The sequence below is a fragment of the Pseudomonas sp. LS.1a genome, from assembly GCF_022533585.1.
In the GTDB taxonomy this organism is placed as follows: Bacteria; Pseudomonadota; Gammaproteobacteria; order Pseudomonadales; family Pseudomonadaceae; genus Aquipseudomonas.
Map to the genome: position 1 here is coordinate 2,420,397 of NZ_CP092827.1, position 23,061 is coordinate 2,443,457.

At 57.7% G+C, this 23,061-nt stretch carries 21 protein-coding genes; 12 read left to right on the plus strand and 9 right to left on the minus strand.

Going from position 1 to position 23,061, the window contains the following annotated elements; all coding sequences use genetic code 11:
- Nucleotides 1-53: 53 nt before the first annotated feature.
- From MKK04_RS11125 to MKK04_RS11140, 4 genes are all read right to left on the minus strand, one after another.
- Nucleotides 54-1,619: a DHA2 family efflux MFS transporter permease subunit gene (locus MKK04_RS11125; protein ID WP_233687475.1), complete on the minus strand. Its 1,566-nt coding sequence runs from the start codon at nt 1,617-1,619 to the stop codon at nt 54-56.
- Nucleotides 1,616-2,662: an HlyD family secretion protein gene (locus tag MKK04_RS11130; RefSeq protein ID WP_241106800.1), complete on the minus strand. Its 1,047-nt coding sequence runs from the start codon at nt 2,660-2,662 to the stop codon at nt 1,616-1,618. The genes MKK04_RS11125 and MKK04_RS11130 overlap by 4 nt, the downstream gene beginning before the upstream one ends.
- Before the next feature lie 95 nt (nt 2,663-2,757).
- Nucleotides 2,758-3,297 carry a winged helix-turn-helix transcriptional regulator gene (locus tag MKK04_RS11135; protein ID WP_207830219.1) on the minus strand — a complete coding sequence of 180 codons (540 nt, stop codon included), beginning with the start codon at nt 3,295-3,297 and terminating at the stop codon, nt 2,758-2,760.
- 164 nt (nt 3,298-3,461) lie between these two features.
- Entirely contained in the window at nt 3,462-4,376 is a 915-nt protein-coding gene (locus MKK04_RS11140; RefSeq protein WP_063913512.1) for a LysR family transcriptional regulator, read from the minus strand.
- Nucleotides 4,377-4,575: 199 nt separating this feature from the next.
- On the opposite strand from MKK04_RS11140, the gene MKK04_RS11145 reads away from it, so the two are divergent.
- The 5 genes from MKK04_RS11145 (at nt 4,576) to MKK04_RS11165 (ending at nt 9,438) form a co-directional block, all read left to right on the plus strand.
- Nucleotides 4,576-5,544: an ABC transporter substrate-binding protein gene (locus tag MKK04_RS11145; RefSeq protein WP_207830216.1), complete on the plus strand. Its 969-nt coding sequence runs from the start codon at nt 4,576-4,578 to the stop codon at nt 5,542-5,544.
- Nucleotides 5,545-5,619: 75 nt separating this feature from the next.
- The gene (locus MKK04_RS11150) at nt 5,620-6,471 is read left to right on the plus strand and encodes an ABC transporter permease (RefSeq protein WP_207830213.1); all 852 of its coding nucleotides are present in this window, start codon (nt 5,620-5,622) and stop codon (nt 6,469-6,471) included.
- Nucleotides 6,468-7,301, plus strand: coding sequence for a quaternary amine ABC transporter ATP-binding protein (locus tag MKK04_RS11155; protein WP_233694228.1), 834 nt, complete (start codon nt 6,468-6,470; stop codon nt 7,299-7,301). Before MKK04_RS11150 ends, MKK04_RS11155 begins: the two co-directional genes overlap by 4 nt.
- A 12-nt stretch (nt 7,302-7,313) precedes the next feature.
- Nucleotides 7,314-8,837: a histidine ammonia-lyase gene (gene hutH, locus MKK04_RS11160; RefSeq protein ID WP_063913508.1), complete on the plus strand. Its 1,524-nt coding sequence runs from the start codon at nt 7,314-7,316 to the stop codon at nt 8,835-8,837.
- Nucleotides 8,838-8,946: 109 nt separating this feature from the next.
- The gene (locus tag MKK04_RS11165) at nt 8,947-9,438 is read left to right on the plus strand and encodes a GNAT family N-acetyltransferase (RefSeq protein ID WP_063913507.1); all 492 of its coding nucleotides are present in this window, start codon (nt 8,947-8,949) and stop codon (nt 9,436-9,438) included.
- 294 nt (nt 9,439-9,732) lie between these two features.
- Here the strand turns inward: MKK04_RS11165 and MKK04_RS11170 are convergent, their stop codons facing one another.
- The 4 genes from MKK04_RS11170 to MKK04_RS11180 all read right to left on the minus strand — a co-directional run bounded on the left by MKK04_RS11170 (nt 9,733) and on the right by MKK04_RS11180 (nt 14,385).
- Entirely contained in the window at nt 9,733-10,338 is a 606-nt protein-coding gene (locus MKK04_RS11170; protein WP_241106591.1) for a TetR/AcrR family transcriptional regulator, read from the minus strand.
- A gap of 155 nt (nt 10,339-10,493) precedes the next feature.
- Nucleotides 10,494-11,702: an MFS transporter gene (locus tag MKK04_RS11175; protein WP_241106592.1), complete on the minus strand. Its 1,209-nt coding sequence runs from the start codon at nt 11,700-11,702 to the stop codon at nt 10,494-10,496.
- A gap of 696 nt (nt 11,703-12,398) precedes the next feature.
- A complete protein-coding gene (locus tag MKK04_RS26660) occupies nt 12,399-12,635 on the minus strand; it encodes a nucleotidyltransferase domain-containing protein (RefSeq protein ID WP_442964560.1) in 237 nt (78 codons plus the stop codon).
- 940 nt (nt 12,636-13,575) lie between these two features.
- Nucleotides 13,576-14,385 carry a hypothetical protein gene (locus MKK04_RS11180; protein ID WP_241106593.1) on the minus strand — a complete coding sequence of 270 codons (810 nt, stop codon included), beginning with the start codon at nt 14,383-14,385 and terminating at the stop codon, nt 13,576-13,578.
- Between the two features lie 550 nt (nt 14,386-14,935).
- Between MKK04_RS11180 and MKK04_RS11185 the strand changes: the two genes are divergently transcribed.
- From MKK04_RS11185 to MKK04_RS11210, 6 genes are all read left to right on the plus strand, one after another.
- A complete protein-coding gene (locus MKK04_RS11185) occupies nt 14,936-15,229 on the plus strand; it encodes a redoxin domain-containing protein (protein ID WP_241106594.1) in 294 nt (97 codons plus the stop codon).
- A gap of 221 nt (nt 15,230-15,450) precedes the next feature.
- Nucleotides 15,451-16,551, plus strand: a complete 1,101-nt coding sequence (locus tag MKK04_RS11190) for a low temperature requirement protein A (protein ID WP_241106595.1) — start codon at nt 15,451-15,453, stop codon at nt 16,549-16,551.
- Between the two features lie 227 nt (nt 16,552-16,778).
- Entirely contained in the window at nt 16,779-17,081 is a 303-nt protein-coding gene (locus tag MKK04_RS11195) for a putative quinol monooxygenase (RefSeq protein ID WP_207830198.1), read from the plus strand.
- 214 nt (nt 17,082-17,295) lie between these two features.
- Nucleotides 17,296-17,802 (plus strand): sigma-70 family RNA polymerase sigma factor, encoded by a 507-nt coding sequence (locus MKK04_RS11200; protein ID WP_207830195.1) that lies wholly within the window; start codon nt 17,296-17,298, stop codon nt 17,800-17,802.
- Nucleotides 17,799-18,797, plus strand: coding sequence for a FecR domain-containing protein (locus tag MKK04_RS11205; RefSeq protein ID WP_241106596.1), 999 nt, complete (start codon nt 17,799-17,801; stop codon nt 18,795-18,797). The genes MKK04_RS11200 and MKK04_RS11205 overlap by 4 nt, the downstream gene beginning before the upstream one ends.
- An 81-nt stretch (nt 18,798-18,878) precedes the next feature.
- Nucleotides 18,879-21,287, plus strand: a complete 2,409-nt coding sequence (locus tag MKK04_RS11210) for a TonB-dependent siderophore receptor (protein ID WP_241106597.1) — start codon at nt 18,879-18,881, stop codon at nt 21,285-21,287.
- Between the two features lie 195 nt (nt 21,288-21,482).
- On the opposite strand, the gene MKK04_RS11215 is transcribed toward MKK04_RS11210, so the two are convergent.
- Nucleotides 21,483-22,391, minus strand: a complete 909-nt coding sequence (locus tag MKK04_RS11215) for a LysR family transcriptional regulator (RefSeq protein WP_241106598.1) — start codon at nt 22,389-22,391, stop codon at nt 21,483-21,485.
- Nucleotides 22,392-22,438: 47 nt separating this feature from the next.
- Between MKK04_RS11215 and MKK04_RS11220 the strand changes: the two genes are divergently transcribed.
- The gene (locus MKK04_RS11220) at nt 22,439-22,978 is read left to right on the plus strand and encodes a DUF6196 family protein (RefSeq protein ID WP_241106599.1); all 540 of its coding nucleotides are present in this window, start codon (nt 22,439-22,441) and stop codon (nt 22,976-22,978) included.
- The last annotated feature ends 83 nt before the right edge of the window (nt 22,979-23,061 follow it).

Here is a 23,061-nt window from a genome sequence, read left to right on the forward strand (position 1 = left end):
GGCCGATGACGAGCCCGGCGCTCGACGGAAAGAAGAGGGCGCTTCGGGAAGGGTCAATGGGCGTCGGCGGAAGGCTGTGTCGGGGGTTGTACCTTGCGCATCAACGGCACCAGTACCGTGGCGAGCGCGAAACACACCATGATCACCAGAAAAGCGTCGGCGTAGGTCAGGGTTTGCGCTTCGCGCCAGGTCAATGCCCAGAGCTGGCGCAGCGCGGTATGGCTGGCATCCAGGCTGTCCTGGCCCAGGGCTTGGGCGTTGCTGCTCCATTGCTCGAGCCAGGTGTTCATCGTCTCGTTCTGAACGTTCAGGTGCTCGGCCAGGCGCAGGAAATGCAGGTTGGTACGGTCGTTGAGTACCGTGGCGCAAGCCGCGATCCCGAGCGCGCCACCCAGGTTGCGCATCAAATTGAACAAGCCCGAGGCGAGCTTGAGGCGTGCAGGCGAGAGTGCACCCAGGGTGAGGGTCACGGTCGGCGGCACGGCCATCTGTTGGGCAAACCCGCGAATGGCTTGAGGCAGCAGCAGCTCTTTGCCGCCCCAATCATGGGTAATCGAAGAAAAATCCCACATCGAAATGCCGAACAGTGCCAATCCCAGCATCAGGATCCAGCGCAGGTCTACACGGTTGGCGAGAAAGGCATACACCGGAATCGCCAGCAGTTGAAACACGCCAGTGGAAAACACCGCCAGGCCGATATCCAACGCGCCATAGCCGCGCACATGGCCAAGGAACAGGGGGGTGAGGTAGATCGTGGCGAAAATGCCGATTCCGGTAATGAAGGAAAACAGGCAGCCCAAGGCGAAGTTGCGGTCGCGCAGGGCACGCAAGTCAACGATGGGGTCTTCGATCTTCAGGCTGCGCCAGATGAACAGTACGCCACTGATGCCCGCCACCCAGGCGGTGGCAGAAATCGTTGCATCGCTGAACCAGTTCCAGCGTGGGCCTTCCTCCAGGGTGTACTCCAGGCAACCGAGAAACACCGCCATCAAACCAATGCCCAGGTAGTCAGCGCCCTTGAGCAAGTGCAGGTTGGGGTGGTCGACCTTGACCAGCAGCGGTACGGCGATGGTGACGAACAGGCCAGGAACCAGATTGACGTAGAACAGCCAGTGCCAGGACGACACGTCGGTGATCCAGCCGCCGACTGCAGGGCCCAGCGTAGGGGCGAGCGATGCGATGGCACCGATGACCGAGGCAGCGATCACCCGCTGCTTGCCGGTGAAGTAGATGAACGCGGTGGTGAACACCAGCGGGATCATCGACCCGCCAAGAAAGCCCTGCAGGGCACGAAAGGCAATCATGCTCTGGATGTTCCAGGCCAATGCACACAGCAAGCTGGTCAGGGTGAAGCCGGCCGCCGATGCCGCGAAAAGCCATCGCGTGCTCATGACCCGTGACAGCCACCCCGACAAGGGAATCACAATGATTTCCGCGATCAGGTAGGCCGTCTGCACCCAGGCGATGTCGTCTGCACCGGCCGAGAGCCCGCCGCCGATGTCCTTGAGCGATGCCGAGACGATCTGGATATCGATCAAGGCGATGAACATCCCTACGCACATGGTGGCAAAGGCCGTGACTTTCTGTGCGGGTGTGAGAACGGGCAGGGCGCCATTCATGGCCGGGCTGCCGATGCCAGTTTCGCTTGCGGCAGGGCCTGCGGCCCGGTGTCGACTTCGGCGATCACCGAAAGGCCCGGGCGCAGGGCGCCAAAGTCTGCATCGCTGCCCTCAAGGCGCACCCGCACCGGCACGCGCTGCACGATCTTGGTGAAGTTGCCGGTAGCATTCTCGGGGGGAAGCACGCTGAACTGCGCGCCCGTGGCTGGCGCGATGCTCTCGATGCGGCCATGGAAGGTATGGCCCGGCAGGATATCGGCGGTGACGCTGACCGTCTGGCCGACTTGCATGTTCGCGAGTTGGTCTTCCTTGAAGTTGGCGTCCACCCATAGCCCATGGGCGGGCACCACAGAGATCAACTGACTGCCGGATGCGGCAAAGGCCCCGACCTTGGCTCGGCGGTTGCCCACGTAGCCGTCCACCGGCGAGCGTAGTTCGGTGTAACCGATATTGAGCCGCGCCTGCTCCCTGTCTGCCTCTGCCTGGGCCAGCGCGGCTTGTGTCTGCTGACGTTGCGTGTCGATCACCGCCAGTTGCTGGCGCGCCGCAAGCCAGCCAGCCTCGGCGTGGGCCCGATCGGCTTGCGCCGTTTTCCAGGTGGCCTCGACGCGTTGGGCGCTTTGCACGGAAACCGCCTGGCTGCTGACCAGCGTCTGGTAGCGGACCTTGTCGTTCATGGCTCGCTGAGCTTCGGCGCTGCGGGCGTCGATCTGCGCTTTGGCCTGACTGATGAGCGCATGCTGCAACTGCTCTACCGCATCGAGGTTTGCAAGACGGGCACGTTGCGCGGCGACGGCCCCATCCGCTTTGGCCAGTGCCGCCGTGTAGTCGCGCACATCGATCCGCGCCAGGAGGTCACCTGCCTTGACGAACTGGTTGTCCACCACCGCGACCTCGGTGATATAGCCCGGTACCTTGGCGCTGATCACGGTGACGTCCGCGCCCACGTAGGCATCGTCGGTGCCTTCGATGAAGCGGCCATGGCTCCACCAGTGGCTGGCATAGCCTGCACCGCCAACCATCGCGAGCGCCAGTAGCGCCATGCGCAGGAGGGCTTTTCTACCGATGGATTTCCTTGCAATGGCTTCGGTGTCGTCCACCGGGTCAGGCGCTGCGCCAACGTGAGCATTCATGACGGTCAACCCTCTGAAGAGGCTTGGGTGGGGAAGGGGCTTACCAAGGTGCTGCCTTGGCGGTAGGCCTGCCCGGTTTCAGCGCGCCAATGGGTCAGCGGGTCCGCGTCGGGTGCGATACGCAGCCGGTGCTCGTCCACGGTGATGGGTTTTCCAGTGTTGGCGTCCATGAGCGCCAGGGCGACAGGCTCGCCGGTGCGTTCATCGGCCAGGTAGACCTTTTGCGAACCCTCGGCATGCTTCGCACCCCACGCCATCAAGGTCAGGATCACCGGGCGCAGGTCACGCCCGGCCTCGGTGAGCAGGTATTCGAAGCGCGGCGGGTTGTTCTGGTACGGCCGGCGCTCGAGCAGGCCTGCGGTGACCAGGTCGGTCAGCCGACGGGTAAGCGTATTGGTGGCGATGCCCAGGCTGTGCTGGAACTCATCGAACCGGCGCAGGCCATAGAACGCATCGCGCAGGACCAACAGGCTCCAGCCATCACCGATGTGTTCGAGCGCACGGGCTACGGGGCAAGGCATGGGTTGGAAGCTGGCTTTTTTCATGGCATCGGCCTTGGGCGTCATCCTGGGATGACGTCACTATCCGCCAGTAACTTTCATTATGCAAGTTACTATGGCCATGGTTTTGATGTCCGTTGGTCGGCCAGATTGACTTACGTGCAGGGAATCTCATCTACCCGCCAGCGTCGTCATGCGACACCCGTTGTTCACTCGGACGCAAACGACGGCCGTTCCGCGAACCATGCCACCGCCAGCTCCTTGAACGCCTCAGCCGAAGGCGTCAGCGGATAGCGCTGGTCATGGGCCAGGACGATGCTATGCGTTGGCAATTTCTCCAGAGTCGGCCGACACACCAGCGCTTGACCATCATAACTACGGTCACCAAATGGCCGGGTATAGATCAGCGCCACGCCAAACCCGTTGGCGACGAGGCTACGCTGCAGTTCGAAGGTGCGCACACGGTGCACAGCGGCGGGTGATAGATCGTAAAAGCTGAACAGATCCAGCACGTGCTGCCAGCTGTGGACCTGATCGGTGACGACCAGAGTGTATTCGGATAGCGCTTTGAGACTGACGCGCGGCTCCTTGGCCAACGGGTGATCGGCAGCCAGCAGTACCTGGGCAGTCAGCTGACACAGCTGTGTGCATTGCGTGTTCGGCGGCAGACCCAGATCGTAGGTGATTGCCAGCTCTATCGCGCCCTCACTCAGCCGCTTGCCAACATAATCGAAGCTGCCTTCGCGCATATCGACAGTCACCCTCGGGCAGGACTCCTGCATCCGTCGCACAATCTGTGGCAGGCAATAGGGCGCCAGGTCTTCAAAACATCCGACGACCAATTCTCCGACACACTCCCCGGCATTGGCATTGATCTCGGCAAAGGTCCGAGCCTCTGCCAGAACGCGACGGGCCTGGACCATGACGGTGCGACCGAATGGGGTCAGCGATATGCCAAGGCCACGTTGGCGTACGAAAATCGATTGACCCAGTACCTCTTCCAGTTCGGTGATGGCCGCCGAGATGGAGGGTTGTGAAACATGAAGCTCCATGGCGGCAGTCGTCAGGTTTCCGTGCTTGGCCGCTGCGAGCGCATAGCGAAGTTGTCGCAGTGTGAACTTCATAGTTTTTTCCGTTGTGATACATCAGGACATATTATTTTATCCTTTTTTAAGGTTGTGAAATATTTCTACTGCGCAGTGGCCACCGATCACAGGGGCCACGCCGATGCCGATTGCAAGGCTCATCAGCAAGTTTGGCGACCCTCTTTGGGCCGGATGCCCTCGACTACTGCAATCCATGTTCTTGTTTGGGAGCGTCACAATGAAAATTACAAAGGCTCTGCTGACCACGACACTATCTTTCGGGCTGCTGGCGGCCGCTGGCGCCAGCCAGGCGGCCGGTTGGTGCGAGTCTGGCAAACCGGTGAAATTCGCCGGTTTGAATTGGGAAAGCGGGATGCTGCTCACGGATGTGATGCAGTTCGTGCTGAAAAACGGTTATGGCTGTGATACCGATAGCTTGCCGGGTAACTCCATCTCCATGGAAAACGCCCTGAGCAGCAATGATATTCAGGTATTTGCCGAAGAGTGGGTGGGGCGCAGCGAGGTCTGGAACAAGGCAGCGGCTGCCGGCAAGGTGGTTGGCGTCGGCGCGCCGGTCGTTGGCGCGGTAGAAGGCTGGTATGTGCCGCGCTATGTGATCGAAGGCGATGCCGGGCGCAAACTCGAAGCCAAGGCTCCGAACCTCAAGACCATCGCCGATCTTGGGCAATACGCCCAGGTATTCAAGGACCCGGAAGAACCGGACAAGGGGCGCTTCTACAATTGCCCGGCCGGCTGGACCTGCGAGCTGGACAACAGCGAGATGCTCAAGCGCTATGGCCTGGAAAGCAGCTACACCAACTTCCGCCCGGGCACCGGCCCGGCACTGGATGCCGCCGTGTTGTCGAGCTACAAGCGTGGCGAGCCGATCCTGTTCTACTACTGGTCGCCGACACCGCTGATGGGCATGGTTGACCTGGTCAAGCTGGACGAGAAGCCAGGCGTGGATAAAACCCTGACCATCAAGGTGGGCCTGTCGAAGGCCTTCCACGAGCAGGCGCCGGAACTGGTGGCGGTGCTGGAAAAGGTCAATCTGCCGATCGATCTGCTGAATCAGAACCTGGCGCGCATGAGCAAAGATCGTATCGAGTCGCCGGAACTGGCCAGGTTGTTCCTCAAGGAGCACCCCGAGGTCTGGCATGGCTGGGTCAGCGAAGACGCAGCCAAAAAGGTGGACGCGGCACTCTGAGCGTGTGAACTCGTCCGGCTCCTGCCGGACAAGGCGCATGACAGTCCGCTTCATACACTTGCTCGAGAGAATCCCATGTTTCCCAAGAACTTCACGTTTTCCATTGCCGACTGGGTCAATGGCTGGGTCGATGCGCTGGTAACCAACTACGGTGACGTGTTCCGGCACATCTCCGACACCCTGCTGTGGGCCATCGTCAACCTCGAAGGCCTGCTGCGCGCGATGCCCTGGTGGCTGATGCTGGCGATCGTCGCCGGTATTGCCTGGCATGCCACTCGTAAAGTCGTGACCACTGCCGTGATCGTCGGCTTGCTCTTCCTGGTCGGTGCGGTCGGTCTCTGGGACAAGCTGATGCAGACCCTGGCGCTGATGCTGGTAGCAACACTGATATCGGTCCTGGTCGGCATTCCGCTGGGTGTCCTTTCGGCACGCAGCGATCGCCTGCGGGCGGTGTTGATGCCGCTGCTCGACATCATGCAAACCATGCCCAGCTTCGTGTACCTGATTCCGGTTCTGATGCTGTTCGGCCTGGGCAAGGTGCCGGCGATCTTCGCCACCGTCATCTATGCCGCCCCGCCGCTGATTCGCCTGACCGACCTGGGCATTCGCCAGGTGGATGGCGAGGTCATGGAAGCGATCAACGCGTTCGGTGCCAATCGCATGCAACAACTGTTCGGCGTGCAGCTGCCACTGGCGTTGCCGAGCATCATGGCCGGTATCAACCAGACCACCATGATGGCCCTGTCGATGGTAGTCATCGCGTCGATGATCGGTGCCCGTGGCCTGGGTGAGGACGTCCTGGTCGGCATCCAGACCCTGAATGTGGGCCGCGGCCTCGAAGCGGGCCTGGCCATTGTGATTCTGGCGGTTGTGATCGACCGCATTACCCAGGCCTATGGCCGACCACGGCATGGGGTGGGCAAATGAGCGTTACGCAGACGATGAACAAGATCGAAGTCAAGCATGTCTTCAAGATCTTCGGTGCTCGCGCCGAAGATGCCCTGAAACTGATCCGCCAGAATAAAGCCAAGGATCAGGTCCTGGCCGAAACCGGCTGCGTGGTCGGGGTCAACGATCTCTCGTTGTCCATCGGCAGTGGTGAGATCTTCGTGATCATGGGGCTGTCGGGCTCTGGCAAGTCGACCCTGGTGCGCCACTTCAACCGCCTGATCGACCCGACCAGCGGCGAGATCCTGGTCGATGGCGAGGACATTCTGCAATACGACATGGACGCCCTGCGCGAATTCCGCCGGCACAAGATCAGCATGGTGTTCCAGAGCTTTGGCCTGTTGCCGCACCGCACCGTGCTGGACAACGTCGCTTACGGCCTGAAAGTCCGGGGCGAGAGCAAGGCCATATGCGCGGAGCGAGCCCTGCACTGGATCAACACCGTGGGCCTCAAGGGTTACGAAAAATCGTACCCGCACCAGTTGTCGGGCGGCATGCGTCAGCGCGTCGGCCTGGCCCGTGCTCTGGCTGCCGACACCGACATCATCCTGATGGACGAAGCCTTCAGTGCGCTCGACCCGCTGATTCGCGCCGAAATGCAGGACCAGTTGCTGGAACTGCAAAAAACCCTGCACAAGACCATCGTCTTTATCACTCATGACCTGGACGAAGCGGTGCGTATCGGCAACCGGATTGCCATCCTCAAGGACGGTCGCCTGGTCCAGGTCGGCACGCCGAAAGAAATCCTCTACCAGCCTGCGGACGAATACGTCGATCGTTTCGTGCAGCGTCGCGTAGCTTCGCTTTAAGGAACCGCGTGTATGTCGTTTGCCGAAAAAATCATCATCGCCGAGGCGCCAGTTCGTTGGCAGGACGTGGTGGCTGTGGCCCGGCATGGCGCGAAGCTTGAGCTGGCCCCATCGGCCTGGGCGCGGATCGAGAACGCCCAGGCGATTGTCCAGCGCATCGTTTCCAGCGGTGACCGCGCCTATGGCGTCAACACCGGGCTTGGCGCCTTGTGCAATGTCTCGTTGCAGGACGAACAACTCAGCCAGCTGTCGCACAACACCTTGCTCAGCCATGCCTGTGGCGTGGGTACGGCGCTGTCGGACGAACAGACCCGGGCGATCATGTGCGCGGCGATCATCAATTTCTGCCAAGGCCGTTCAGGCCTTCAGCGCAAGGTGGTCGAGGCGCTGCTGACCTTGCTCAACCAGCATGTCACCCCGCAGGTTCCGAAACAGGGGTCGGTGGGGTATCTGACCCACATGGCACATATCAGCATCAGCTTGCTGGGCGTAGGCCAGGTCAGCTTTCGCGGCCAGATCATGCCGGCGCAGCAGGCCTTGGCCGAGGTCGGCCTGGCGCCGATCAAACTGGGTGCAAAGGATGGTCTTTGCCTGGTCAACGGTACCCCGTGCATGACTGGCCTGAGCTGCCTGTCCTTGGACGACGCCACCCGGTTGAGCCAATGGGCCGACGTTATCAGCGCCATGAGCTTCGAGGCCCTGCGCGGCCAGCTCGATGCCTTCGACCCTGAAATCATCGCGATGAAACCGCACCCCGGCATGCAGCGCGTGGGCAGTAACCTGCGTCGCCTGCTCGACGGCAGCGAAATCATTGCCAGCAGCCAAGGCATTCGCACCCAGGACGCCTTGAGCATTCGCTCGATCCCGCAGGTTCACGGTGCTGCGCGCGATCAATTGGAACACGCTGCGCGGCAGATCGAAACCGAACTCAACTCCACGACCGACAACCCGATGTTACTGGGTACCCCCGAGTCGTATCGGGTGGTTTCCCAGGCGAATCCGCACGGGCAGTCCGTGGCCATGGCGGCCGACTTGCTGGCAATCGCGGTAGCGGAGATCGGGGCGATTGCCGAGCGTCGTCTCGATCGCCTGATCAACCCGTTGGTCAGCGGTTTACCGGCCTTCCTGGTCAGTCAACCGGGGGTGAATTCGGGCATGATGATTGTCCAGTACGTGGCCGCTTCGCTGTGCGCAGAAAACCGTCAGCTGGCACAACCGGCAGTCGTCGACAACTACGTCACCTCCGGCCTGCAGGAAGATCACCTGAGCATGGGCACCAATGCCGGGTTGAAGCTGCACCGCGCCCTGGAGAACTGTACGCAGATCCTCGCCATCGAATACTTGTTGGCGGCCCAGGCCTTCGAGTTCCTCAAGGAGCAGCGCTTTGGCGCAGGTACCAACGTTGCCTGGCGGTTGCTGCGCGAACGGGTTCCGGCCTACGCCCAGGACCGTTGGCTGGCCCCGGATATTGCCAGCAGCGCATCGATTCTGAAGGACCCCGGTTTGCTTGGTGTTGCATTCCCCGAGCTGCTTTGACAGATGCAAGCGGCTCGCGACCTCGATCCATGACGAAGCAAGTTGTTCTGTGCCCGAAGATGCCCTAGGCTGCCTGCTTGTGAATCGATGCTATGACACTGGGTAGACGATGAGCGAATTACAAGGATGTTTAGGATTTTCCGGTCTGGAGTGCCGGCCTGTGGGGCCATCCGACGCAGAAATGATCTGCTCGCACCGCCAGGAAATGTTTCTTGAGGCGGGTGGGGACCCTGCAGAGCTACAGGTCATGACTCAGCACTTTCGCCCTTGGCTGGAGGAGCGGCTCGGTGACGGTCGGTATTACGGGTTCAAACTTCTGGATGGCGACCAACCGGTCGCAGCCATTGGCCTGATGAGCATTGATTGGCCGCCACATCCATCGCACCCAACCCAGGACAAGCGTGGTTATGTGTTGAATGTGTTCGTCCAGCCGGCCTACCGCCGCCGAGGCCTGGCTTCGGCCTTGATGCAAGCAGCTGATGCCGAGTTCGCCCGCCGAGGAATCACCTTCGCTGTCCTGCACGCCACCAGGACGGGCAAACCGGTCTACGAGCAGACCGGTTGGACTGGCACCTCGGAAATGGCCAAATCCATTACTTGAGAGTGGCCGCTTTCGACCCAGAGCGGCCATTGCCGAGCGGCAGCAGTAGGTCCAACCAGTTCCGTTTTACAGCCTGGGTATTGGCTGTCACCTTTGGAGGCTTACCAACGCCCGACGATACAACTTCCGGATAACGGTGTTGGCTTTAGGTCGGAAGGGCTAGGCGCGAATACCTGCGGTGGGTTGACCTCCTACAGGTTTGAGCATGTTTTAGCTAGACGAACCACTGTGAGATGATTACGGTTGATGATGGGCACAAAATCGCGATGGCAACGCGCTGAATGTCGAGTGCGGTCACGCGTCCATAGAGTCTGTAGGCCGTTTTAGCACCCCGCGCAACAGCAGGTCGAACGCCTGGCTCGCCTGCGCCAACCGCGTGTCGCCGTTCTCGGCCTCCGCGATCCATACTGTCGCTTCCGCCAAACTGCCGTATATCAATGCGGCCAGCGCTTGAGCCTGCGCCCGGACAAATACACCCTGCAGCACCAGGTTCTCGATCAACTGGCGCATCGACTCTATGCAATGCCGCTGGGCCTCAGGCGAGCCGCCGCCCAACACCGCTCTGGCGTCGCGCAGCACGATGCGCTGAATCTCGGGCTCCAGCGCCATCTCCAGATAGGCGCGGCAACGTTGGCGAAAACCGTCCCAGGCGTTCTCGGCGGTGTCGGTGATGGCACGCAGGCGCTCGTCCATTTCGGCGTCGAGCTGCTCGACGACAGCCGCCAGCAACCCCTTCTTGTCACCAAAGTGATGGTACAGCGCCCCCCGGGTCAAACCCGCCCGGGCGGTCAAATCGTCCATCGAAGTGTGCGCATACCCTAGCTCGCTGAACATCTGGCGGGCGGTGGCCAGCAACAGGGCCCGGGTTTCTTGCATTGCGGCGCGGGTGCGACGAACCATCAAGCTAATCCTTGTCTTCAACAGCATGGGGTGGGCAAAACGTATTCATGCCTCGCGCGCATTGTCTTGGGCGCGAGGCGCCCTGACAAGCCTGTCGCCTCGTCGAGCGCCGAGCGAACCTCAGTCCGCATGGCCCGTCGCCAGCCTGAAGCCGATCAAAACGAATACGACGCCTGTCGGGCCCGGGCGCGAATGCGCTGGTAGCCCCAGAGCGCGACCAGCAACACTGCGGCCCCAGCGGCCATGGCCACGTTGAATCCGGTCTTGGCGCCCCATGCATCAACCACCTGCCCAGATGCCGCTGCGCCGCCGGCCACGCCAACGTTGAGGCCGGCGAGCAACCAGGTCATGCCTTCGGTCAGCTTGCTCTCGGGCACGATGCGCTCTACCAGAGACATCGCTACGATCATGGTCGGGGCAAAGAACAGGCCTGCGATCAGCACGGCGCCGGCCAGCCCGACAATGTTCCCCACCAGCAGCAGCGGCAAGGTCGTCGCCGCAGTCGCCAGCCCGCCCAGCAGGAGCAGCTTATGTAGCGGGGTATCGAGTTTCAGCGCACCGAACACCAGCCCGGCGACGCAGGAACCGATGGCATAGCAGGACAGCACCACACTTGCCGCGGCCGGCATGCCCATCTGCTCGGCGAATGCCACACTGACGATGTCGACGGTACCGACGATCACGCCCATGGCGACCATCAGCAAGGTCAGCAGGCGCACGTCGGCCACTCGGAACACCGAATTGCTGTCTTGCCCGGTGATGGCTTCGGTCTCTACCGGCGGCTCGGTGCCGACCTGCACCACCAAGGCGAACACGCCGATGGCCAGGAGCACGGCGGCAGCCAGTGGCCCGGCCTGCGGCAGTACCGCCACGCTCAGACCCACCGAAATCGGCGGACCGGCGATGAAGGTGACTTCATCGAGAACGGTTTCCAGCGAATAGGCGGTCTGCAGTTGCGCCTTGCCGCGGTAGATCGCGGTCCAGCGTGCGCGCACCATCGCTGACATGCTGGGCATGAAGCCGGCAAGCGCGGCCCCGATGAATAGCGTCCACTCCGCCAGCCGCCAATAGCTGCAAGCCAGCAGCATGAGGATGCCCAGCACGCTGAGTCCGGCGGCGGCTGGCAATATCCGACGCTGGCCATGGCCGTCGACCAGGCGCGAGATCTGCGGCGACATCAGCGCATAGGTCAGCACGAAGGTGGCTGCCACGGCACCGGCCAGGCCGTAACTGCCGGTTATTTGCGACAGCATGGTGATGATTCCGATACCGGTCATGGGCAACGGTAGCCGGGCCAACAGGCCAGCTAGGGCAAAGCCCTTGGCCCCTCTGGCCTGGAACAACTCGCGGTAGGTACTGAACATGCTCGACTCTCCTTATCGAAAGGCCCTTGCGCAGTCATGCGCCAAGGCACGATTACATACACTCCGTATGATTAGAACCTTATTATCATACGCACTGAATGTAAACCTTCATGATCGGACCAGATCCCCCTTGAGCAGCTCCCCTGACCAGATCACCCCTGCTCCCTGACGCGACCAATCGTCAGAAGGGTCAGCATGGTTTCATCATGCTGGCCCAGTGGCCCTCGACGGCTGGTCCCTGGATGAACCGCGACGCAATCCGTGCCGAGGTCAAACGCAGCTGAAAACGCCTCTGTACATCCCAATCGGCCAGCTCGGCTTCAGAAAAATCCATGTCCGTCGGGTGGGCGGTGAGAGCCCAGAGCGCTCTGTAAAGGGGCTCAATCTGCAAGTAGTGAGTGGTTCATAGTTTCGTAGGTACATCCATGACTGCTCATGGCCGAATGCTGCCTTTCTCCACTGGCAGCTATGGGTCGAAAGCTGCCGGCCTTGGTTGACCGCTTTCGACCCACAACTGACGTTGGCGACAAGCAGAAAATGGCCAGAGGCGGCCGGTCAGCTACTAACAACAAAGCAAAAATTCAGTTGAAGCAAGGTGATTTCCGGCAATCCAGCTACTAATCGTTGCAATATTTCCAAACCACTATACTGTCGTTTTGGCATGCATACCGTACAAAATCATCTTTTTCAGGATTGCTAAACTCCTTGTTGCTTATAATATTGGCGAAAGCTCTCAAGTAGTTGATCGTTGCGGCCGACAAGTACGTCCTGCGGTGCATCGACGTCCACCACTGCAACAAAATCGTGATCGCTGTCGGCTCTGTGATCCCCGCGCGCACGGCTACCTATTAAGATAAGCTTCTGATAACCACTATTCTCCAGTCGCTCCAGGCAGAAGGAGTGGGTTAGATTCATTATTCGTGCGTCAAGCATAGGAACTTTTCCAATCTAAAAACTTTTGATATGGTTGCGCGATTGCCAGCTGAGTGTAGTCCCAAAGCTTAACATTGGTCACGGCACTTTTACCATTTGGTTTTTTCTGAGCAGAATGATAGCTGCAAGTGCGCTTTACGAGAAATACCAAAATCTCAAGAATTAGCGGGCTGCTCGCCTTTAGCCGAGCGCGGCTCGTTATGAGAGGCAACTTAGGGTCGATAGCTGTCAGTAGGGGCATCTGGACTTAAAATCGAGACTCACCTCATCAACCCCAAAAAGGCCCGCCACCGGTGAACCAGGGGCTCGTATCCGCGCTTCTATGCCCCCTATACTCAGATTTCCTTCTGAGTTGTTTCCGACAATTAAACAAGCTGAATATTGCTGGTATAAGCAACAAGCTGAATAGTAAGTGACGCACATCTGTTGGCTTGAAGGCAATCGCGGCCAGCAAATTAACCAGGGCCACACCAACAATCAGGAGATTGTATATAATATGCCGGCGCTTAATTGAGGAAAAGCTGTCCCAGTCATAAATCAGCCAATCATCGGAAAATTCGTCGCACTTAGGGCATTTAAGGCTCAAGGGACGCGTGCCTGCTATATGACCACAGCCAGGGCATTTAACTTTCATGGCGCTATCCTGATACTCTATCATTAGGTGACATGCCATGTAGCGCTTCCTGTCGCGGTAAGCGCGATATCTATCGGGGATAACCCGACAGGGGTAACGGCAAGCCCGGCTACGGTAAGGAGGGTAGCAGGAAACCATCTGTATTCCAGTTCCCACCGATTGGTTGTGGCCGTTTTCTGTCAACATCACGGATCAATGCGCTGACTACGTCGTGCTTCGTGCACTTGTGTTCGCAAACTGACGAGAAGCGTTAGCTTTTAGCCGCTTTCCGTCGGCCACTACAGGTAAAAATCAGCCGAGAACGGTCTACCGATAACCTTCAGGGCCAGGGCGAAGAACGGCTTCATCGTGTTGCGCCCCTGGGTTAGCGCTCACATTGATAAGCTTGACCGGCACTGATGTGTCTGCGCCGCCTTCCGGAAGGGGCTTCGCACGCTTTTTATCTGGACGCGGACGGTACTCAATGACCAACTTTTCTTCAGCCCAGTACATACGCACAATCTCTGTTCGATTCATGTGCATTGCTATTCTATATTTGACTGGCATAGAAGAGACTGCGGGGACAACAGTGACTTGGAGGGAAGGCTCAATCGCATTGAATGGGTTATGAAGAGCGCAATAGCGATCATAAGCGAATGCCGTAAGACCTAACTTTTCATTGGTTGACTTAATGACTACCTTATTCTCGCAAACGTAATCCTGCTCGTGCTTTACGATGCTCAAGGTCAACGCAAGCACACACAGGACCCACCCAGTTCTTTCCGACACTCTTCTAAATTTCCCATACCCTCCCTCATTATTTCTCGTATCGTAATGATCAATGACCACCGCAATGAGATTAGCCACAAGGCACAACAGGGCCCCATACATGACCCATGCAGGATATCCATACAACGTTAACACCCCGCGCCTTGCAGGGAGCACAAAGTTATTCGTAATCAGTCCAAATGTTCCATAAATCAGGAAAGTGACTGACAACGTAGTGTTTCGTAATCGGACCTTGAAAGGAACCGTGTTCGGGTAATAAGCTGATGCGGCAACCATTGCGCTTCGGCCATCGGAAATGTCATCCGATGTTTCTGGGGGAGTCCGGCTTGGTACATTGTGATTGTTCATTGCTGCCCCTCCGAGCCCTAACGCTGAGCTAAAGGTACTCAGGACTGATCTGCTGGGCGTTGTTCGGTTCAGCCCGTTCAGGTTACCGATCAAGCATAGCCACTGCTTAGCCATCATTGCTAACCAATGGCAGCCATGGGTCGAAAGCAGCCATTCACGACTGTCCGCTTCCGACCCATAGCTGCCCTTCGTTGAGGACAGCTAACGGCCAGAAGCGCTCAGTGGCATTGTTGGCACTGGAGGATACCGAAAATTCGCTCAGCGACAACGGTAAGCCTCACCAACGACTATAGTTATTGGTGAGCCAGAGCTAATCCGACCCTTTCCCAGCCAAACTGGCCTAAATCCAATTCCGCGATTACACGGCGGATCTCCATGTGTTCCGTGATGCGGAACGTGAACGTTTCGTTGCCGAAATCACTCAGGCTCAGGCTGAGATCGAGGCACCGTTGTCTTTTGTAAACCCCTTGATGGTGGATGGAGTTATCCCGCCGGGCACGTCGTATCCCACTGAGCACGCCCCAACCACCCATCTATCAAGGTTCAAGCAATGAAAACTTCAGAATTTGATGATGCAAAAGAAACGAATGGCGATCTGGTTCAGGGGCCGCTGCCGGCCGGCACTGTCGCGCCCAACTTCACCCTTTACGCAACCCCTGATCAACAGTTGTCGCTGCGTGAACTCAAGGGAAATCCCGTGGTACTGGCGTTTTATCCCGCTGACTGGACTTCGGTGTGCGGTGACCAACTGACATTGTACAACCAGTTGCTACCCACATTCAGAGAATACGCCGAGAGGATACTTACATCCCCAAAATTCAAGCCGCCTTCAATGGCGGGGTAACGAAGCGGCGTGAACGGCACCCCAACATTCTACATTGATGCGGTTCGCTATGACGGGGTTCCAGAGTTCAACGAGATGATTCAGATGATTGAACTTTTCTTGGTGCGTGGACGAAATCGGTAGAGAGCGATATCGGCTTGGTATCACCCACCCCAGAGCCGAGGGAAAGCCAGCGTCAGCTGCCTTCTTCATTAAAGAGGTGTACACGGAGCCGGCAGCTAATGAAGTCTTTGAAATATTATGAAAAAAATCGACGCGCCACATGGTTGGAGTTGTTTTTTGACCTGACTTTTGTTGTTACAATTGGCCAGGTTACGCATACTCTCGGACATGTTCATCAAGGCCACTTTGAGCATGGGCAATTATGGGCTTTTTTGCTGCTTTTTATACCACTGTGGTGGGTCTGGTCCAGTCACACGATTTACTCCAATAGGTTTGATACAGACAGCAAACTTCACCGTTTGGCAACATTATTCATAATGCTGCTGCTCATTGTGCTATCTGCACGGATCGGAGAAGACCTGGAAGTTAACTACCCGCTTATTATTGCCTGCTATTTTGGTATACGTGCCATTATCAGCATCATGTACATTTCGTCCATAAGCAAGCTCGATTCTCGTGGCGAACTCTCCTCTAGGCTTGGCTTCGCCCTGTTAGTTAGCGCAGTTGTTAGTCTTTCATCAGTTCTTTTTAGCCCGCCCGCGCGTTACTTTGTTGCTTATATTGGGATCATTCTTGATATTTTGCTTCCTGTTTTTTTCTGGACTAAACTAAAACCATTACCGGCACATACAGAACACTTGATTGAACGGATAGGCTTGCTCACGCTCATTTTATTGGGTGAGTCAGTGTTTAGCCTTTCTGGAGGCTTATCTGACATTCAATGGGATCGCTACAATGTGATGGCGGCAATCACCGGATTTATCATGATTTGCAGTATATGGTGGATCTATTTTGATAGCTTTTACCTGCTGAGCAAAAATCAAATCAGAATGAGCGGGCACTCCTTGATCTACTCGCACCTTTTTCTTTTTATGGGGCTTGCACTCCTGGCTAATTTGATCAGGCATGCGATCCTGAATGACATTGCGATGCGCGATTTCCAGATTATGTCGCTCATCGGCATGGCCTTGTTTTTCCTAGGCAAGCAGTATGGCTATTTCATAGCCGTAAGTAGAATAAGGAAATACATACTGCAAAACACCTTGATCGTGTTTTCTTTGGGTGTATTGGTCATATTTCTACCCCGCGTCGAGTACATATTGGTCGGCCTGACAGCAACCATGATCTCTTATGTTTTCCTAAATTTCAGATATCGTTGAATCACTATTATTAGACCGCAGATTGGGACAAAGTGATCAAGCGGCTGGCTTGCGGCTTACACGCTGCCCACTACCTCATTCTCACTACCCGTGCGCCACCCGCCGCTACCCTTGGTCTTTTGGGGTTTGTAATCCTGCCATCATCGACCATAGTTAAGAGTCGGATGCCCCTTGTGGCTATCGCGACCTGATAGCGCCAGCCGCACCGTAACAACAGGAGCCACGTCATGGTCAACGTAGCGTTGTTCGTTCGTCTGGAAGCAAAACCCGGGAAAGAGAAGGATGTAGAGAGCTTTCTCATGGGCGGCCTTCCAATAGTGGAGGAGGAGCCTGCCACCACCGCTTGGTTCGCAATCCGCTTGGGGCCTTCCACCTTTGGCATCTTTGACGCCTTCCCGGATGAAGCTGGGCGACAAGCGCATCTTTCGGGGAAGGTCGCAGCGGCGCTTATGGCAAAGGCTGCCGAGCTGTTTACCAAACCGCCGTCAATCGAGAAAGTTGATGTCCTTGCTGCCAAGCTACCCGGCTAAGGAAGCCCAACAAGACATTCCGATCAACGTTCCTGCCGCCACGTGAAGGCTAAGTTGCCAGCCGTTACCCGCTTCTCGGGAGGCAGCAATGGGTCGAAAGCGGCCAACCAAGGCCGGCAGCTTTCGACCCTAAGCAGACATTCTGCGTCCTTGTCGACAGCCCAATAGTTGCATATGATACTAAGTCTCATTTGCATCGATTCAGTGGCAACTCATGGCATCCGTCGACAGTGCTCAGCTCACGGCTCTTTACGAACAGCAACACCGCTGGCTGCGTCGCTGGCTGTATCGGCAATTGAGCTGCTCACACCGCGCCGCTGATTTGATGCAGGACACCTTCATGCGCCTGTTGCTCAGCAAAGAGGCGTTGGAAGTCCGGCAGCCTCGACCGTTTCTGGCGAAGGTGGCACGCAGTGTCCTGTCAAACCACTACCGCCGCACACGCCTGGAAAAAGCCTATCTGGATGCGATCCAGACGGAAGACGAAAACGTGCTGCCGGATCTGGCGACCCAATTGATTATTTTCGAGACGCTGGTTCGACTCGACGAAGCACTCTGTAAGTTGGATATCGCCGTCAAAAAGGCATTCCTCTGGTCGCAACTGGATGGGCTCAGCCATGGGGAAATTGCCGAGCGGCTGGGTATTTCAATCGCTACCGTCAAACGCCACATCATCAAGGCAGGTGCGCAGTGCATGCTGGTGACGGAAGCGCTGGAATGACGATCACCGAAAACGCCTTTACCCGAGAACCCGCGCCATCACCGAAAATGTGTGAGGAGGCGATGGCGTGGTGGCTCGATATGCAGGAAGCTAATTTTGATTCACCCGCACAGGCCGCCTTCATGGCATGGCGTAGTGAACACCCCTTGCATGATCTGGCCTGGGAAAGAGCCTTGGCTCTGGCTGCGCAGCTAGACTCATTGCGCACCCAGGGCGATCCAAACCTTGCCCGACAGGCCCTGTTGCTTTCTTCTCAGGAAGGGTTGAGCAGACGACGGGCCATCAAGGGCCTGGCCTTGCTGCTGACCACAAGCGCGGGTGCATGGTTGGCCGGAGGCAGCGAAGTGGTTTCGCGCTTGAGCGCCGATTACGTCACGGGTGTTGGAGAGCAGCGACGCGTCGCGCTGAACGCCAATCTGTCGTTTGATCTCAATACCCGCAGCGCGATAAATGTTCGTCATACAGATCATCGCTGGCACCTTCGATTACTCAGCGGCGAGATCCTGGTCGACACGGTTTTGAACCAGGCACTCTCCATCGAAGCCACTCAGATTCGCGCACAGGCGTCCTCGGCGCGCTTCACGGTACGCCAATTTGACAATGGCTCGACTCAGTTGGCGGTCTATCGTGGCTCACTTCAGGTAAGCCCGGCAAAAGCGAGCACGTGGACTTCCTTGCAGGCCGGGCAACTGGCTCGTTTCGGGGCGCTCGGCCTGCTCGATCAGGATGCACTGCAAGCAAACGCTCCGGCCTGGGCAGAAGGCATGATCGTCGCCAACGGCCAACCGCTCCAGGCTTTCCTGGATGAACTGGGTCGGTATCGTCATGGGCATCTCGGGTGCGACCCCGCATTGGCCAACCTGCGTGTATGGGGATCCTACCCGCTGGCAGACAGCGATCGAATCATCGATGCCGTTGCCCAGACGCTGAAACTGGATGTCCAGCGTTTCACTCGCCTATGGGTCAACTTGCGCGCCTTGCCGGCAACCGTTTGAACTATTTTCGTCTTCGATGAGCCGTTTTGATTTCTGGCGAGACTTATAGGCCATACATCAAAAGACATCGGGGAACTTCACATGCATCACCGCAGTATTTCGTCGTGCTACGCAACCCCGCTCGCCAGCACCCTGGGTTGCGCCGCGGCGGTTCTGATTGCCAGTTCATCGCCAGTGTGGGCAGCCGCCGATAGCAGCGTGCAACACTATGAAATCCCTGCGGCGCCACTGGGCACTGCGCTCAATCACCTGGGCCAGCAAGCCCATTTGTTGTTGTCGTTTCCCAATGAATTGATTGCCGGACAAAACAGCCCTGGCTTGAAGGGTGATTACACGGTCGACGGTGCGCTACAGGCGCTGCTTGAGGGCAGCCAGCTCATAGCGGTGCGCCAGCCGGATGGGCGATACACCCTCCAGCGAGCGCCGGCTTCTACCGCGCTGGAGCTTCAAAGCATTTCAATTTCGGGCAAAGCGCCCGGGTCTACTACAGAAGGTACCGGGCTTTACACCACCTACTCATCCAGCAGTTCCACCCGTCTGAACCTGACCCCCAAAGAGACCCCGCAGTCGCTGACCGTCATGACCCGCCAGCGCCTGGATGACCAGCGCCTGACCAATCTAAGCGATACCCTCGATGCCACACCGGGCATCATCGTGTTGCGCGACGGGCTGGGTGCCGAATCCGATGGTTACTTCTCGCGCGGCTTCGAGGTTCAGAACTTTGAAATCGATGGTGTGCCTACCGTCAAGCGCATGGACAATTACACCCAGAGCATGGCCATGTATGACCGGGTGGAGGTGGTGCGCGGTGCTACCGGCCTGATCAGCGGCCTGGGCAGCCCTTCAGCGACGATCAACCTGATCCGCAAGAGTCCGACCTCCGAGGCTCAGGCCAGCGTCACCGCAGAAGCTGGTACCTGGGACCGCTACGGAACTGGCTTTGATGTATCTGGCCCGCTGACCGAAACCGGCAACGTACGCGGTCGTCTGGTCGCCGACTTCAAGACAGAGCAGTCATGGGTAGACCGCTACAAGCAGGACTCGCAGCTGATCTACGGCATTACCGAGTTCGACCTGACTGAAGACACTCTGCTGACAATGGGCTTCAGTTATCAACGCACAGACGTTGACTCGCCCATGCGCTCCGGCCTGCCGACCCGCTTCACCGACGGGTCTCGCACCAACCTAAAAAGCTCGCTCAATTCGGCTCAAACGTGGTCTTACAACGACCATGAGCAAACCAGCTTTTTTACCTCGATCGAACAGCAGTTCGCCAATGGCTGGAGCGGAAAGATCGAGCTGACCCACTCCGAAAACAAGTTTGATGAAGTCTTCAACTACGTCAACGGCAGCCTCAACCCGGACGGAAGCGGCACCACTCAGTTGCCAGTGCGCTTCTCCGGCATCCCGCGCCAGAACAACATCGATGCCTACCTGACCGGCCCGTTCGGTCTGTTGGGCCGCGAGCACGAATTGATCGCCGGCGTGACCTTGTCCAACTACTACGAGGACGTGCCAAGCTACGGCGGCTGGAAATACGACTATTCCGGCTCTCCGGCTGGCGCGATCGATAACCTGTTGAACTGGAACGGCGGCTCGGTCAAACCGGAATTCGACGTCACTGGCAAATCCACTGCCGACGAAACCCAATACGCCGCTTATCTCGCCACGCGCCTGCACGCCACCGACGATCTCAGTGTCTTGCTGGGTAGCCGCGTGATCGATTGGCATCGTGACATCGAGGATAAACCCTACAACGCCGAGCAAACCAAGACCAAGGAGGCGGAAACCGGCGTCTACATCCCGTATGCTGGCGTGGTGTATGACGTCAACGATACGTGGTCGCTGTATGCCAGTTATACGAAAATCTTCAACCCACAGTCGTCCTGGGTTCGCGACATCGACAACAAACCACTGGATCCGATGGAGGGCACCGGGTATGAAGTTGGCGTCAAGGGAAGCCACTTCGACGGCAAGCTGAACTCCAGCGTCGCGCTGTTCAAGATCGAGCAGGACAACCTGGCGATCTGGATCGATACCCCAGGCGGTAACACGTATAAGTCGGAGCAGGGAACCACTACCAAAGGCGCTGAATTCACCCTGGACGGAGAGCTGGCCGAAGGCTGGCAGGCATCTGCCGGTTATGCCTATGCAGTCAGCACCGACGCTGACGACCAGCGTATCGTTACCACCCTGCCTCGCCACAGTCTCAAGACCTTCACCAGCTATCGCCTGCCGGGGATTCTGGACAAGCTCACCCTTGGCGGCGGTGTGAACTGGCAGAGCAAAACCGGTGCCGACCTGCACACCTTCACTCAGGGTAGCTATGCCGTCACCAACCTCCTGGCTCGCTACGACTTCAACAAGCATCTGAGTGCGTCAGTCAATCTGAACAACGTGTTCGACCGTGAATACCTCAGCTATGCCGGCGACCACGGTATGTACGGTGCTCCAAGAAACATCATGACGGGTTTCAAGTACAACTTCTGACGTTCGCGCGCTTCGTGCTGAACCGGAGCCATCGGTTTCAATCCAGTATCGACGCCCGCAAATCCAAGGGCAATCGGCACTACTGGGAATCGATGGCTCGGGAGAGTGCGCCTGTGGCGCTCGACTCGTGGTTTCCCGGCGGTTCGAGCCAGACAGAGGGGCGATTAGCTGCCATTCACCCAGGGCCGGAACCTGCTAAGCCTGCGGCGAACCCAATGCAGCAACAACTTCGTCTATGAAGTGCCTGAGCTTTGCGGAGGGGCGACGGTCGAGGGGGTAGATCAGATTGACGGGATACGTGGGTCCTTCGAATTCCTCGAAGAGTACGACCAGCTCCCCCCGTTGCACATAGGGCATCAGTACATCCTCGACACACAGCGTGATGCCGAAATCCGACAATGCGGCATTCACCTTGGCCAGGGTGTTATTGACTTTCAGTCGACTCGCAATGGGGACCGTGAACGTCTGCATGTTTTTGGTGAATCGCCAGAGTTTGTCCGTCATTCGATCGGAGAACAGATAGCCCAGACAATCATGGTCCACGAGTTGTTCGGGATGGAGTGGGGTCCCTTTTCGTGACAGATAAGCGGGAGATGCGCAAGCAAACATCCTGAAAGGTCTCAAGCTGCGCTGAACCAATGCCGCGCTGTCGGCCAGTTGGGGTTTGCCAAGCCGAAACACGACTTCGAATCCCTCTTCTACGATATTCACGAACCTGTCAGTCAACTCCAACTCGATTTCCGTTTCTGGGTAACGCGTTAGGTATTGGGTCAGGAACGGGATGAGTCGATGAGAACCATAATTATAGGGGGCGCTGATACGGATTTTTCCGCGCGGAGTCGAGTTTGCTGACAGCGCCAGCTGATCGGCGTCTTCAACGTCGCTCAGGATAGCCTTGCAGCGCAAGTAATAGTCCCTGCCCACGGCGGTCAGGCTTTGTCGGCGCGTGGTGCGGGTGATCAATTTAAGACCTAGCTCAGATTCCAGATTGCTGACCTGTTTGGCAATCAGCTGCGGCGTCACGCCTAACACGGCAGCTGCTGCCGAGAAGGAGTCTGACTCGGCTGCTGCTACGAACGCCGCCATGCTTTTTAGCTTATCCATATCTACAATCTTTGGTTGTTAATGTTATTGATTTTTGAGCATTTATCTTGAAGATCTTCGTGCTTAGTATCGCCTCGGTCAATAAAAAAGAAGCGCTGCGCGCTTTACTGAACGGAGAGTCTGAAATGGTGAACATTTCCCATGAAACAGTCCAGGATACGGAGCGTCGATTGTTGCACGTCATTACCCAAGCCCATTTGAGGCTCTTCCCCGGCACCTACGCCTTTCTCGAGTTTCCGTTGTCATCGTTTCCTGATGCCGCTCGCCCTGATGCACTGGCGCTCGTACGAGATGACCAGGTGTGGAGTCAACTGGTCCCCTGTGCCGACGTCGAGCAAGAGCTGTTCGGCGTCTGCCGATTCCATTTTCCGCAAGGCTCCGACAACAGCGGTTTCGTTGGCTGGTTGGCAATGCGCCTGAAGCAGAAGTTTGGGACCGGCGTTTTTGTGACCTGTGGCCAGAATCGAGATGAGGGCGGGATCTTTGATTATTGGGGCGTCCCGGCCAGCCTGGCTTCAGATATTTTCGCAGAGATCCAGGCTTTGGTGGATGGCCAAGCGGACGGGGAGGTGGCAGTTTCCCTGTAGCGGATACGTTCGAGTGTCCCCAGATCTCGGCTTCTGCGCGGCTGAATGGTCATCAGCCATGCGCGTATCTGAATGATGTGCTG

Excerpts from the sequence above, each read along its gene's own strand:
- hutH (WP_063913508.1), top strand. The coding sequence starts at position 7,314 with ATGTCGTTTGCCGAAAAAATCATCATCGCCGAGGCGCCAGTTCGTTGG.
- MKK04_RS11130 (WP_241106800.1), bottom strand. The coding sequence starts at position 2,662 with ATGGCGCTACTGGCGCTCGCGATGGTTGGCGGTGCAGGCTATGCCAGC.
- MKK04_RS11180 (WP_241106593.1), bottom strand. The coding sequence starts at position 14,385 with ATGAACAATCACAATGTACCAAGCCGGACTCCCCCAGAAACATCGGAT.
- MKK04_RS26660 (WP_442964560.1), bottom strand. The coding sequence starts at position 12,635 with ATGCTTGACGCACGAATAATGAATCTAACCCACTCCTTCTGCCTGGAG.
- MKK04_RS11205 (WP_241106596.1), top strand. The coding sequence starts at position 17,799 with ATGACGATCACCGAAAACGCCTTTACCCGAGAACCCGCGCCATCACCG.
- MKK04_RS11195 (WP_207830198.1), top strand. The coding sequence starts at position 16,779 with ATGGTCAACGTAGCGTTGTTCGTTCGTCTGGAAGCAAAACCCGGGAAA.
- MKK04_RS11125 (WP_233687475.1), bottom strand. The coding sequence starts at position 1,619 with ATGAATGGCGCCCTGCCCGTTCTCACACCCGCACAGAAAGTCACGGCC.
- MKK04_RS11210 (WP_241106597.1), top strand. The coding sequence starts at position 18,879 with ATGCATCACCGCAGTATTTCGTCGTGCTACGCAACCCCGCTCGCCAGC.
- MKK04_RS11135 (WP_207830219.1), bottom strand. The coding sequence starts at position 3,297 with ATGAAAAAAGCCAGCTTCCAACCCATGCCTTGCCCCGTAGCCCGTGCG.
- MKK04_RS11170 (WP_241106591.1), bottom strand. The coding sequence starts at position 10,338 with ATGGTTCGTCGCACCCGCGCCGCAATGCAAGAAACCCGGGCCCTGTTG.
- MKK04_RS11165 (WP_063913507.1), top strand. The coding sequence starts at position 8,947 with ATGAGCGAATTACAAGGATGTTTAGGATTTTCCGGTCTGGAGTGCCGG.
- MKK04_RS11145 (WP_207830216.1), top strand. The coding sequence starts at position 4,576 with ATGAAAATTACAAAGGCTCTGCTGACCACGACACTATCTTTCGGGCTG.
- MKK04_RS11175 (WP_241106592.1), bottom strand. The coding sequence starts at position 11,702 with ATGTTCAGTACCTACCGCGAGTTGTTCCAGGCCAGAGGGGCCAAGGGC.
- MKK04_RS11155 (WP_233694228.1), top strand. The coding sequence starts at position 6,468 with ATGAGCGTTACGCAGACGATGAACAAGATCGAAGTCAAGCATGTCTTC.
- MKK04_RS11185 (WP_241106594.1), top strand. The coding sequence starts at position 14,936 with ATGAAAACTTCAGAATTTGATGATGCAAAAGAAACGAATGGCGATCTG.
- MKK04_RS11190 (WP_241106595.1), top strand. The coding sequence starts at position 15,451 with ATGAAGTCTTTGAAATATTATGAAAAAAATCGACGCGCCACATGGTTG.
- MKK04_RS11140 (WP_063913512.1), bottom strand. The coding sequence starts at position 4,376 with ATGAAGTTCACACTGCGACAACTTCGCTATGCGCTCGCAGCGGCCAAG.
- MKK04_RS11200 (WP_207830195.1), top strand. The coding sequence starts at position 17,296 with ATGGCATCCGTCGACAGTGCTCAGCTCACGGCTCTTTACGAACAGCAA.
- MKK04_RS11150 (WP_207830213.1), top strand. The coding sequence starts at position 5,620 with ATGTTTCCCAAGAACTTCACGTTTTCCATTGCCGACTGGGTCAATGGC.
- MKK04_RS11215 (WP_241106598.1), bottom strand. The coding sequence starts at position 22,391 with ATGGATAAGCTAAAAAGCATGGCGGCGTTCGTAGCAGCAGCCGAGTCA.